This window comes from Synechococcus sp. R60.1, from assembly GCF_047461835.1.
Lineage (GTDB): Bacteria > Cyanobacteriota > Cyanobacteriia > Thermostichales > Thermostichaceae > Thermostichus.
The window spans coordinates 1-11,164 of record NZ_JANSIA010000093.1; the positions used below are offsets into that span (position 1 = coordinate 1).

General features: G+C 59.9%; 12 protein-coding genes. 4 read left to right on the plus strand and 8 right to left on the minus strand.

Annotated features, from left to right (window positions below; all coding sequences use genetic code 11):
* Positions 1–252 precede the first annotated feature (252 nt).
* Positions 253–702 (plus strand): tetratricopeptide repeat protein, encoded by a 450-nt coding sequence (locus NW834_RS11730; protein ID WP_414418625.1) that lies wholly within the window; start codon positions 253–255, stop codon positions 700–702.
* Here NW834_RS11730 and lipB read toward each other — a convergent pair.
* Positions 699–1,460 (minus strand): lipoyl(octanoyl) transferase LipB, encoded by a 762-nt coding sequence (gene lipB, locus NW834_RS11735; RefSeq protein ID WP_414418632.1) that lies wholly within the window; start codon positions 1,458–1,460, stop codon positions 699–701. The two genes, NW834_RS11730 and lipB, sit on opposite strands and share 4 nt — an antisense overlap.
* A 76-nt stretch (positions 1,461–1,536) precedes the next feature.
* A complete protein-coding gene (gene trxA, locus NW834_RS11740; protein ID WP_414418626.1) occupies positions 1,537–1,869 on the minus strand; it encodes a thioredoxin in 333 nt (110 codons plus the stop codon).
* A gap of 254 nt (positions 1,870–2,123) precedes the next feature.
* Here trxA and NW834_RS11745 point away from each other — a divergent pair, with 254 nt between their 5' ends.
* Positions 2,124–3,365 (plus strand): hypothetical protein, encoded by a 1,242-nt coding sequence (locus NW834_RS11745; RefSeq protein WP_414426317.1) that lies wholly within the window; start codon positions 2,124–2,126, stop codon positions 3,363–3,365.
* Here the strand turns inward: NW834_RS11745 and NW834_RS11750 are convergent.
* The 4 genes from NW834_RS11750 to NW834_RS11765 all read right to left on the minus strand — a co-directional run bounded on the left by NW834_RS11750 (position 3,343) and on the right by NW834_RS11765 (position 7,107).
* Positions 3,343–5,157 carry a SulP family inorganic anion transporter gene (locus NW834_RS11750; RefSeq protein ID WP_414418627.1) on the minus strand — a complete coding sequence of 605 codons (1,815 nt, stop codon included), beginning with the start codon at positions 5,155–5,157 and terminating at the stop codon, positions 3,343–3,345. The genes NW834_RS11745 and NW834_RS11750 overlap by 23 nt on opposite strands.
* Entirely contained in the window at positions 5,154–5,735 is a 582-nt protein-coding gene (locus tag NW834_RS11755; RefSeq protein ID WP_414418628.1) for a rhodanese-like domain-containing protein, read from the minus strand. The genes NW834_RS11750 and NW834_RS11755 overlap by 4 nt, the downstream gene beginning before the upstream one ends.
* Before the next feature lie 56 nt (positions 5,736–5,791).
* Positions 5,792–6,274 carry a DUF29 domain-containing protein gene (locus tag NW834_RS11760; RefSeq protein WP_414417688.1) on the minus strand — a complete coding sequence of 161 codons (483 nt, stop codon included), beginning with the start codon at positions 6,272–6,274 and terminating at the stop codon, positions 5,792–5,794.
* A gap of 116 nt (positions 6,275–6,390) precedes the next feature.
* A complete protein-coding gene (locus NW834_RS11765) occupies positions 6,391–7,107 on the minus strand; it encodes an MBL fold metallo-hydrolase (protein WP_414344473.1) in 717 nt (238 codons plus the stop codon).
* A 129-nt stretch (positions 7,108–7,236) separates the two neighbouring features.
* Between NW834_RS11765 and NW834_RS11770 the strand changes: the two genes are divergently transcribed.
* Positions 7,237–7,617, plus strand: a complete 381-nt coding sequence (locus tag NW834_RS11770; RefSeq protein ID WP_414373502.1) for an ArsR/SmtB family transcription factor — start codon at positions 7,237–7,239, stop codon at positions 7,615–7,617.
* A 49-nt stretch (positions 7,618–7,666) separates the two neighbouring features.
* Here NW834_RS11770 and NW834_RS11775 read toward each other — a convergent pair whose 3' ends face one another.
* Both NW834_RS11775 and NW834_RS11780 read right to left on the minus strand, forming a co-directional pair.
* Positions 7,667–8,614, minus strand: a complete 948-nt coding sequence (locus tag NW834_RS11775; RefSeq protein ID WP_414418629.1) for a UDP-glucuronic acid decarboxylase family protein — start codon at positions 8,612–8,614, stop codon at positions 7,667–7,669.
* Positions 8,615–8,638: 24 nt separating this feature from the next.
* Positions 8,639–10,045, minus strand: a complete 1,407-nt coding sequence (locus NW834_RS11780) for a UDP-glucose dehydrogenase family protein (RefSeq protein ID WP_414418630.1) — start codon at positions 10,043–10,045, stop codon at positions 8,639–8,641.
* Between the two features lie 135 nt (positions 10,046–10,180).
* Between NW834_RS11780 and NW834_RS11785 the strand changes: the two genes are divergently transcribed.
* The gene (locus tag NW834_RS11785; protein ID WP_414418631.1) at positions 10,181–11,086 is read left to right on the plus strand and encodes a cation diffusion facilitator family transporter; all 906 of its coding nucleotides are present in this window, start codon (positions 10,181–10,183) and stop codon (positions 11,084–11,086) included.
* Positions 11,087–11,164 lie beyond the last annotated feature (78 nt).

The following is an 11,164-nucleotide window of genomic DNA, read 5'->3' on the forward strand; positions in this document are numbered from 1 at the left end:
TGTACTTCATCAAAGCGCATTCCTCCCGGCACTGACCCTACGGGTACAGTGCGGGGCTCCTGCGATTTCTAGCTGACTTTCCCGCCAGAGCGCGGAACTTGTAGCTCCCCGCACCCCTTGCAAGTTAAGTGCAGGGGGTTGCCCCTCTCGCCGACGGTCTATATTGAACTAGTTCGGGATCCGAAGAGGACGTCATTAGCGGTGCGGAGCACAATCAAGTGTCGATGGGGAAGGATAGCTCTGATAGGTTTCTTGGCAGCATTCCTCGCTCCTGCCCCTGCCATCTCTTTGCCTGCCTTCCCACCTCCTCCTGAGAAGACCTCGGCCCCAAACACCGCTTCCGAGTTCAACTGGCAGGGATCCCTCAAGTTGCTGCGGGGGGATCCCGTAGCTGCCCTGTCAGATCTGGATCGGGCGGTGCAGTTGGATCCCACCTATGCGCCGGCCTATGTAAACCGCAGCTACGTCTACAACCAGTTGCGCCAGCCCCAAGAGGCGTTGGCCGATGCGGAGCGGGCCATCCAGTTGGATCCAGGGATCCCGGAAGCCTACTTCAGTCGCGGCGTAGCCCACTTGCAACTGGGGGATCGAGAGGCTGCCATGGCCGACTTTCGCCAGGCGTTGGCTCTCTTTTCCAAGAGCGGCAACTTTGCCAACCAGGCCATCCTGCAGCAACTGCTGCGCCAGTTGGGGGTGGATTAGCCTTGAGTCTTTAGAGACTTGCGTTCTCCCAACCACTCTGATAAGGAAACTTCCTGAGCTTGCAGCCCAAAGACCTGACAAAAGGACTTCACCACCACCGGGGCCACTGCCGCCATCGTTACTCGGGGACAAAACTGAACCAGGGATCCCACCGGGCGATCAGGGATCCCACAGGGCACAATCGCCTCAAAGGCCGACAGATCGGGGCAGACATTCAAGGCAAAGCCATGGTAGGTCACCCAGCGGGAAACCTTGATGCCGATGGCCGCCACTTTGCGCCCCTCCACCCAAACCCCTGTGAGGCCAGGGATCCGCTCCCCCCGCAGGCCAAAGTGGGCCACAGTTTCAATAAGCACCTGCTCCAGTTGGCGCAGGTACCAGTGGAGATCCAGACGGTGGCGCCTGAGGTTGAGGATCGCATAACCAACCCACTGGCCTGGCCCGTGGTAAGTGACTTCGCCGCCGCGCTCTACCCGCAGGATTTCTGGCCCTTGTCCAGAGAGGAATTCTGGGCGGGCAGCTGGGGATCCTATCTGTCCAGCCAAGCTCTTGAGGAACTTGGGATCCGCCCCTGCCCCCAGGGTGTAGACCGGCGGGTGGGTGAGCAGTAGGAGCCCATCTGGCAGCTGCGGATTGCAGATCAGGCGAGCCACCCTGGCTTGCTGCCAAGCCCAAGCGGTGCGATAGGGCACCTCTCCCGCCAGGTGAACCTCCAGAGGCGGAGATCCCAAAGAGCGCTCAAACACCTGCGAGGACATCTCAAAGACGGTTTTGCTGGAGAGCTCGCTGTGCCACCAGAAGATGACCAAAAGACCCCATCCCAGCAACGTCCACCTAGCCTACCGGCAGGTTAACCTGCGCCCGCAACCGCTCCAACAAGGTGCGAGGCTGCAACAGCCCCTCAATGCGGTCAATCGGCTTCCCATCTTTGAAGAGGATCAGCGTTGGCACCGCTTGAATGCCCCAGCGAGCAGCGATGGTTGGGTACTTTTCGGTGTCAACCTTCACAAAAGTAACCGCATCCCCCACCTGAGGTTTTACCTGCTCCAACACTTGCGCCATAACCTGACAAGGGCCGCACCAGGAAGCATAAAAATCCACCAGGATCGGGGTTTTGGATCCCTGAATCATGTCGTCAAAGCTTTTGAATTGCTGTTTGTGCGCCATAGGAAACTCCAAGGGTGTTCTGAAAAGCCTGAGATGAAATCTATTTGTAAGCTAACTGTTTGAGATTAAAAATTGGTGTGGAGATCTCGCCGCAGCCTGCTTCGGTTTCCCGGTAGGATGGCTAGGGTTTGGGAGAAGAGCTAGAGCGTACCCGTAGTCTAGGGTGTTGTGGTGGACAAAGGGGCAGACTTTAGCAGGGCTTAAGCACTTGTCTTTTTTTGAGGAGTGGGATCCCAATGGCAACAAGCAGCAGCATGGTGAATCGTGGCGTGTTGGCCACAGTGCTGGCCGGGGTAGGACTCAGCCTATGGGGGGCTTGGCGTTGGCTGTGGGATCCCTGGGGCTGGGCTCAGGTAGTGGCCGGGTTGCTGCTGAGTTTGGGCAGCTTGCTCTACTGGCTCAAGACCCGCCCCGCTGACCAGCTGGTGGTGGAGCCCCAAGGCTGGCGCATCAGCCGCCACACCCCCGAGCACTGGGTCATTCAAGCGGAGTTTGTGGCTCGCAACCTCAACCCCCTTTTGGAAGTCACCTTGGCCCAGGTGGAGCCGCGACTGCATTTGCTCAGCGCCGGATCCCTAGAAGGCATTCACAACCGCCTACGCCTGCGCTCTCGCCATCCGGATCTTCCCCCCCGCCAAGACAACTACTGGCAGGCCTACATCATCACCCCCCAGAACCAGACTGGCCTAGAAGTCGAGATCGAGCTGAAGGGGGAAGGGCTGGCCCATTTGCGCTCTGCCTGGCTGGAGTTGGACTACATCCAGTACGGGCGGCAGCGGCGCACCCTCAAGACCAGCCATCTCATCCTGCCGTTGCAGGAGGTGGAGCCCTTGCCAGAGCTGAACTGGCAGAAGCAGGGATCCCTCCTTTGGGCCGCCGTTCCCACCCATCTGCTGACCCCCAGCGATGACTTGGCCGAGGTGCTACGGCGGTATGTAGGCCCTCACATCCAGCCCGGCGATATGGTGGCCATCTCGGAAAGCGCCGTGGCTATTGTCCAGGGCAACTTCCGCCATCCCCTGCAGGTGCAGCCCGGCTGGCTGGCCCGCACCCTGTGCTACTTCTTCCCCTCCAAGACCAGTCTTTCAAGCTGCTACGGGATGCAGACTTTGATTGACTGCTCCGGGGCCTGGCGGGTGGTGTGGGCTTTTGTGGTGGGATCCCTGGCCAAACTGCTGGGGATCCCGGGGGTCTTTTATGCCCTGGCGGGGGAGCAGGCCGATCTCATCGACGACGTTACTGGCACCCTGCCTCCCTATGACCAGTTCATCGTGCTGGGGCCGCGGGATCCGGCCAAGTTGGTGGGGGATCTGCATCGGCAGACGGGCTACGAAGTGGCCATCGTGGATGCCAACGACCTGGGAGAGGTGAAGCTCCTGGCCGCCACCTCCGGGGTGCAGGGATCCCTGGTGAAGCAGGCGCTGCGCAAAAACCCCGCCGGCAATGCCGCTGAACAAACCCCCCTTGTGCTGATCAGGAAGATGACACCTGACTGAGGCTCTGCTGGGATCCGAGGGCTTGCATCGCCTGGTGAGTGGAGAGGAAGAAGCGCTCAGCGCCCACTTTCTCCACAAACCCAGCCTTTTGGAGGCGATCCATTACCGGCCCCTTCACCTCGGCCATGGCAAAGCCCACCCCTGCCTGCTGCAAACGTTCCACCAGCTGGGTCAGCACTTCCAAAGCGCTGCCGTCGATGAAGTTGATGGCGCTGGCAACGAGCAGCACCTGCTCCACTGTGGGTCGCGCCGCCACCTCCCGCAGTAGATACTCCTGCAAGTAGGCTGCGTTGGCAAAAAACAGGCTCTCGTCCACCCGCACTGCCAAGATACGGGGATCGGTAATCACCTTATGGCGCTGCACGTTGCGGTAGTGCTCCGTACCAGGCACCTGACCCACGATGGCAATGTGAGGACGGCTAGCCCGCCAAAGAAAGAGCAGGATGGAGACTAACACCCCTATTCCGATCCCCTGCTCCACTCCGATCCCCAGCACACTGGCAAAGGTTACCAACCAAACCAGGGCATCGCCACGGTCGTAGCGCCAGCTTTGCAGCAGGGGGTGAAAATCCACCAGGGCCAGCACCGCCACCAGAACAATGGCCGCCAGGGTGGTCTGGGGCAAGAAGGTGAACAGGGGCATCAGCCAGATGACCGTCAAAGCCACCAACAGGCCGGTGATTAGGGAGGCCAGGCCACTGTTGGCGCCTGCTTGAAAGTTCACCACCGACCGGCTGATGCCTCCCGTTACCGGATAGCCGCCACTGCAGGCTGCTGCCAAGTTGGCTGCCCCCAAAGCCAACAGATCTTGGTTGGGATCCACCTTCTGCCGCCGCTGGCTGGCCAAGGACTGCCCCACGGCATAGCTCTCCGTGAAGCCCACCAAGCTAATGGCCAAGGCGGTGGGCAGAAGCGCTGTCCACTGTCCCCAGCTCAACGAGGGAAAGCCCAAGGGGGGCAACCCGGAAGGAATGGAGCCAACAACAGATACCCCTGCCCTCTCCGAGAGGTTTAGGCCCCAGACCAACAGGCTGGTCACGAGCACAGCCGCTAGCGGTGCCCCCTTGGTCAAAATCAAGGCCCAACCTGGAGGCACACCCCAACGCCGCAGTTGGTGGGGCAACTTTCGCTGAGCGTACACCAGCAGGGATACGGCCAGCAGCCCCAAGCCAAAGGTTACCCAGTTTACCTTATCCAGGCTTTGCCACAGCCGCTGCACCAACAGCAAGAAGGACTCCGTATTGGCGATCTTGACCCCCAGGAGGTGGCGGAGCTGGCTGAAGCCGATGATCAAGGCCGCCGCGCTGCCAAAGGCAGTCACCACCGTGTGGCTTAAGAAATTGGCCAAAAACCCCAGCCGCAACAACCCCATGGCCCCCTGGACCAGACCCACCTCCAAGGCCAGCCCCAAAGCCAACTGTCCATACTCCGGGCTGCCCGGCAAGGACTCCGTCCCGCTGACGCGACCGGCCAGCGGCTCTAACCCTGCCGCCACCAAGAGGGAGATGATGGCCACTGGCCCTACCGCCAAGGCGCGGCTGGATCCCAGTAGTCCATAGACGATCACCGGCAAAATACTGGCGTACAAGCCCACTTGGGGGGGCAACCCGGCCAACAGGGCATAGGCCATGCTCTGGGGCACCAACAGAATGGCCACCACAAGGCCGGCGATCAGATCTCCCGGCAAATCTGATCGTTGATAGTGGAAGACCCAAAGGGACTCCTTAGCAAAGGGCAGGTACCGCGCCAGGATCCCCTGCCCCCCAGAGGAAGTAGAAGGGATCCCGTTCATAGAGACTGACCTCGGTTCCAGGGCATGCGAGCCAAGAGCAGAGCCATGCCACAGGTGTTGGTTACACCCGCAAACACCAGCCCAGCGCCCACAAAGCCACTCAGCAGCAGCCACCAGGGGTTGACAAAGGCCCCCAGAAGGGTTCCGGTGAGCACCAGGGATCCCGCCGCAATCTGCACCTGCCGCATGATGGAGATGGGAGCATTTTGGGTGCGGGTAACGGGCAGCTTGGCCGCTTTCCAAGCCTCGATCCCGCCCTTGAGGCTAATCACCTCCGGCCAGCCGCGGTCTAGCAACTGACAACCGGCGCGGATGGAGCGGCTGCCCATGCGGCACTGCAACACCACCGGCTTTTCTGGCGTAGAGGCGGGCACTTTGGCGGGATCAAAAGTGGAGAGGGGCAGGTTGATGGCCCCCGGGATCCGCTCATCCGCATATTCTCCCGGCTCCCGCACATCGATGAGCTGGACTCGCCCCTGATCCAGCCACTGTTTTAAGGTCAGGGCATCGATCTCCTTGATACGGGGATCCCGTTCTTGCGAAGCGGAAGGGATAGGGTTTTGTTGGGTTACGGTCATGGTTGTCTCCTTGCTTTTGGCGTTGTCTAAAATGCAAAATGCAGCGATTTTTGGGATTAATCCCCCTCCTCAAGCAAATGACTGGGCTCACCGGGGTAAAACCGGCTATCCAGGATTTGCTCTGAGGAATAAGGGCAGGTTTTGGGGAAAATCTTTCTGGGCAGCTTGGTCTCCTCCAGGGCCAGCTTCAGCGCCCCCAAGTAAGACTTGGAGATGGCCTCTGGCAAATAGGGCTTGAGACTTGGGCTTTCTTCAAGAAGCTCCAGAACTTCCTGCCGCTGCAGCTGGAGGGTGAGGAGCCGGCTTGCGGATCTCCCCTCTGGCTGGTACTCCCACTTGAGGAGATGCCCAACCAAAACTGCAAGTCGGTTTCGCAGTTCCTGCCGCTGTTGCCTGCCCAACGATTCAATCTCCTCGACTAAATTGGGCAGATCCAGCTTCTCCCAGGCCCGATCCCGCAGAAATTGAGCTTGTTGCTGGATCCAAGCGTAGAAATCGCTCTCATAGAGACTTTCTCGATCCACGCTCAAACTCTCCATTTCTGGCAAGCCAATTGAGAGAAGGTTACCCAGAGCAGCGGGCCCTCACCATCGGAGTTTCACATGGGCTCCCCAGCCGGCGGGGGCTTACCCTGCACCTCGCTGCCCAGAAGGAATTAAACCGCTGCTGCCACTTGGCCGCACTGCTCGTTGGCCGGCACCGCTTCCTGGATCTTCTTCGGCTGGGGCAGGTTGAGGCTGTTCATCAGGGCAATGAAGCTCTCACGGGAACGCAGGTTGCCCGTTTCCGGATCCACAAAGCGCGGGTTCCAGCGCTTCTCCTCGCCAATGGTGGAGACGGTGTGCCCGCGATAGTCGTGGCCAGGATAGACCAGCGTCTCATCGGGCAGCGTAAACAAGTGCTGGGTAACATGGTCGTACATCAGGCCGGGATCCCCGCTTTGGAAATCCGTGCGGCCACAGCCGCGGATCAGCAGGGCATCTCCGGTAAGGACGCGATCCCCATTGACGCGGTAGGTCATGTGGCTGTCGGTGTGGCCCAGGGTAGCGATGGCTTCAATGACGACGGATCCCACTTGCAGCGTTTCCCCATGACCGATGAAACGATCTGCACATTGAGCCTTGGCCTGTACCGGCACCACCCCTTGGCAGCCGGTCAATTCCCGCAGCTTCCCGGTTCCCGTAATGTGATCGGCGTGAACGTGGGTTTCCAGGCAGTACTTCAAGGTTAGACCCAATTCCCGAATCAGCTTCAAATCCCGCTCCACCTGCTCCAGCACTGGATCCACCAGGGCGGCCTCGCGAGTTGACGGATCCGCGATTAAATAGGTGTAGGTGCTTGTTTCTGCGTCGAACAGTTGGCGAAATAGCATAGTGCCCTCCTGTCTGGTATCGAAAGCCCGACGTGAACTTGGACTTTCTAGGAACACTATATAACTATCTAGTGTTAAAATCAAGTTGCATGGACGGCGCAAGCAGGTTTGTTGATTGGGGAAAAGCCGGTGAGCAGAGCGGATGTGAATGAGTGTCGCACAATCCTGACGCCGCAGGTTCTCAACAGCGTGGCGGAGTACTTCAAGGTTTTGGCGGAACCCAGCCGGCTGCAGATCCTGTGTGAGCTGCGCTCTGGGCCGAAGAATGTAACCCAGATTCTGGAAGCCACCGGCATGGGCCAGGCCAATGTTTCCAAGCACCTGAAAATCTTGGCGCAGGCAGGGATCGTCAGCCGTCAGCCCAAGGGGGTGAGTGTTTATTACCAAATTGCGGATCCCATGTGCTTTGAGCTGTGCGAAGTGGTATGTCGGCAGTTGGTGAGTCGGCTACAACAGCAAGCCCGCCAACTGGAGCCGCTGGCAGCCATTCACCCAGGTCAATCGAGCTGAGGCGAAAATGGTTCTCAAACGGGTTGGGGTTGTCGGGAGCACCTGATGATTAGTCCAGCCCCAGCCGCTGACGAAAGTAAGGGATGGTCTGTTGCAGCCCAACTTGCAGCGGGATCCGAGGTTCCCACCCCAAGAGGGCACGGGCTTTGCGAATGTCGGGCCGCCGCTGCTTGGGATCATCTGTTGGCAGGGGCCGGTAAACAACAGGAGAAGGGCTGCCGGTGAGGGCGAGCACCTGCTGGGCCAGCTCCAGGATCGTGAACTCCTCTGGGTTGCCCAAGTTAAAGGGTCCGGGGTAGGGGCTGTTCATCAGCCGGATCAAGCCTTCCACCAGGTCGGAGATGTAGCAAAAGCTGCGGGTCTGGGATCCATCCCCATAGACCGTCAGGGGATCCCCGCGCAGGGCCTGGACGATAAAGTTGCTCACCACGCGGCCATCGTCCTCCCGCATGGCGGGGCCGTAGGTGTTGAAGATGCGGGCCACCCGGATCTCCGTCTGGTATTGCCGCTGCCAGTCGAAGGTGAGGGTTTCCGCCAAGCGCTTGGATTCGTCGTAGCAGGCCCGCGGGCCGATGGGGTTGACGTGGCCCCAGTAGTCTTCCGGTTGGGGATGCACTTGGGGATCCCCGTACACTTCTGAAGTCGAGGCCAGCAGGAACCTCGCTCCCGTTTTCTGGGCCAGTTGCAGCAGGTGATAGGTGCCCCAGACGCTGGTGCGGATGGTGCGGATGGGATCCGCTTGGTAGTGGGGGGGAGAAGCGGGGCAGGCCAGGTGGTAGATCTGCTGGATCCCAGCCTCTGCCAAAGCGGGCGGCAGGGGCTCGGCAACGTCGTGCCAGATGAGCTGAAAGGCGGGGTTGTCCAGATGGGCCTGGACATTGAGCTGCCGGCCTGTGGAGCCATTGTCCAGGCAAATGACCCAGTGGCCTTCTTGCAGAAGGCGGGTTACCAAGTGGGATCCGATAAATCCCAGGCCACCCGTAACCAGGATCTTCATGATTTCCCCTGATTTCCCCAGCACCTACCAGCCCACTCCAATGAGGGTTATGCCCGCCTGCCGCACCGCCTCCCGATCCAGACAGTTACGGCCATCGATGAGCAAGGGCCGCCGCATCAGCTCTGCAATCCGTCGGTAATCCAGCGACAAAAACTCCGGCCACTCCGTCACCAACACCAGGGCATCGCAGTCCTGGGCCAGCCGGAACACATCCGTTTCCACCACCACATGGGCTAGCCCCTCCCGCATCCCCGAGGCGGATACAATTGGATCATATGCCTTGACCTTGGCCCCCAGACGGTGGAGTTGTTCGATCAAAGTCAGGGAAGGGGCATCCCGCAGGTCGTCGGTGTGGGGTTTAAACGTGAGGCCCAAAAGGCCAACGGTTTTACCCTTGAGCACCTTGAGGGCTTGCTGCAGCTTTTCCACCAAACGTTGCCGCTGTTCTCGGTTGACCTCCACCGTGGCCCGCAACAGCTTGGCCTCATAGCCGTAGTCAGCAGCGGTTTGAATAAGAGCCGCCAGATCTTTGGGGAAGCAGCTTCCGCCCCACCCTATGCCAGCCTTGAGAAAGGCGCGGCCAATGCGCCTATCTAGGCCGATCCCTTCTGCCACCTGGGTGATGTCGGCGCCGGTGCGCTCGCAGATGTTGGCCATTTCGTTGATGAAGCTAATCTTGGTGGCCAGGAAGGCGTTGGCGGCATACTTGATCATTTCGGCAGAAGCCAGGTCGGTCACCAGCAAAGGCACGGGATCCCCTTGCAGGCCCTGCTGGCGGTTGAGGATGGGTTCATACAGCTGCCGCATGATTTCAATGGCGCGGGGGCTGTTGGAGCCAATCACAATGCGATCCGGGTAGAAGGTATCTTGGATGGCACTGCCCTCCCGTAGGAACTCGGGGTTGCTCACCACGTCAAACTGCGGCGTCCAAGGCGAAAGCTCCAAGGTCAGGGATCTGGCCTCTGGATCTCTCCCCACTTCTCGGCTGCTCAGCCGCTGCTTGGCGGCTTCGGCGGCCCCGTCCAAAATGAGCATGCGCACCCAGTCCCCAGAGCCAATGGGCACAGTGGATTTGTTGACAATGACTCGATAGTGCTCGTCCAGATGCTGGCCAATTTCCCGCGCCACTGCTTCCACGTAGCGCAGATCGGGATCCCCGCTGGGCAGGGCCGGGGTGCCCACGGCAATAAACACCACCTCGCTGGCCTGGATCCCAGAGCCCAGATCGGTGCTAAAGTGCAGCCGACCCGCCGCAGTTCCCTCCCGCACCAGCTCTTCCAGGCCGGGCTCGTAGATGGGCAGGCGACCCCGCTGCAGCCCTTCAATCTTGGCGGGGTTGTTGTCCACACAGATAACGCTATTTCCTAGGTGAGCCAGGCAAGCCCCTGTTACCAGGCCCACATAGCCAGCGCCTACCACAGCAACGTGCATACTCAGAGTTCGCTCCCCAATCGGCGGCCACTTGACTAAGCCTTAGCAGCTTGCTTTTAGGGTACCCTCCCTTACCCCCATTGAGGTCGGTGACAGAATAAAGCAGGATATCTGTGGATCCCCGCTCGAGCTGCAGTGAGCTTTCTGGATTCTGCTGCCATAGCCAGCCGCCGTCAGCGCCAAGTGCAGAGGGTGCTGTACGTCACGCTAGGGCTAAATGTCCTGGTGTTTCTGATCAAGTTAATCCTGGGGCTGACGACGGGATCCCTGAGCCTCATTGCCGATGCCCTACACAGCTCCACCGACAGCGCCAGCAACATTTTGGGCTTGGTGGCCATGCGCTTTTCTTCGCCAGAGCCCGATGACGACCATCCCTACGGCCATCGCAAGTTTGAAGCCATTGGAGCGCTGGGGATCGCCGCCTTTTTGGGGATGGCCAGCCTGGAGATCCTGCGCACAGCCGTGGAGCGGTTTTGGGAGCCCCAGCCCCACCTGCAGATCGATGAGCTGACCTTGGGGATGATGGTGGGCGTGCTGGGCATTAACGTCTTTGTCACCCTCTACGAGCACCGCTGGGGCAAAGCTCTGTCCAGCTCGCTGCTGTTGGCCGATGCGCGCCATACCCTCAGCGACGTTGGGGTAACGCTGACGGTGTTGCTGGGGTTGGCCGGCATGCATTATTGGGGGATCCCTTGGTTGGATCAAGCCCTGGCTTTGCCGGTGGCGCTGCTGGTGCTCCGAAGCGGCTGGGAAGTGCTGCAGGAGAATCTTCCCTACCTCACCGACCGGGTGGCGATCCCCTCTGAGGCCCTGCGGGATCTGATCCTGAGCGTGCCAGGCGTGCTCGACTGCCATGACATCACTTCCCGCGGGATCCCAGGGGAAATGGTCTTTATCGAGATGCACCTGGTGGTGGAGCCACAGGACATTGAGTCCGCCCACCACCTTACCGAGGAAGTTGAACGCCTCTTGCAAGGGCGCTACGGGCCAGCGCGGATCCTCATCCACCTGGAGCCTCGCTCCCATATCGAGCAACCCTAGCAGGAGCATGCCTCTAACCCCCAAAACCCTGAACTTTGCTGAATTTACTGAGCTTTAGGCGGTTTGGCAAAAGTCATT

Coding starts and splice junctions, on each gene's coding strand:
- lipB (WP_414418632.1), bottom strand. CDS start 1,460: ATGTCCTCGCAGGTGTTTGAGCGCTCTTTGGGATCTCCGCCTCTGGAG.
- trxA (WP_414418626.1), bottom strand. CDS start 1,869: ATGGCGCACAAACAGCAATTCAAAAGCTTTGACGACATGATTCAGGGA.
- NW834_RS11745 (WP_414426317.1), top strand. CDS start 2,124: ATGGTGAATCGTGGCGTGTTGGCCACAGTGCTGGCCGGGGTAGGACTC.
- NW834_RS11750 (WP_414418627.1), bottom strand. CDS start 5,157: ATGAACGGGATCCCTTCTACTTCCTCTGGGGGGCAGGGGATCCTGGCG.
- NW834_RS11755 (WP_414418628.1), bottom strand. CDS start 5,735: ATGACCGTAACCCAACAAAACCCTATCCCTTCCGCTTCGCAAGAACGG.
- NW834_RS11760 (WP_414417688.1), bottom strand. CDS start 6,274: ATGGAGAGTTTGAGCGTGGATCGAGAAAGTCTCTATGAGAGCGATTTC.
- NW834_RS11765 (WP_414344473.1), bottom strand. CDS start 7,107: ATGCTATTTCGCCAACTGTTCGACGCAGAAACAAGCACCTACACCTAT.
- NW834_RS11775 (WP_414418629.1), bottom strand. CDS start 8,614: ATGAAGATCCTGGTTACGGGTGGCCTGGGATTTATCGGATCCCACTTG.
- NW834_RS11780 (WP_414418630.1), bottom strand. CDS start 10,045: ATGCACGTTGCTGTGGTAGGCGCTGGCTATGTGGGCCTGGTAACAGGG.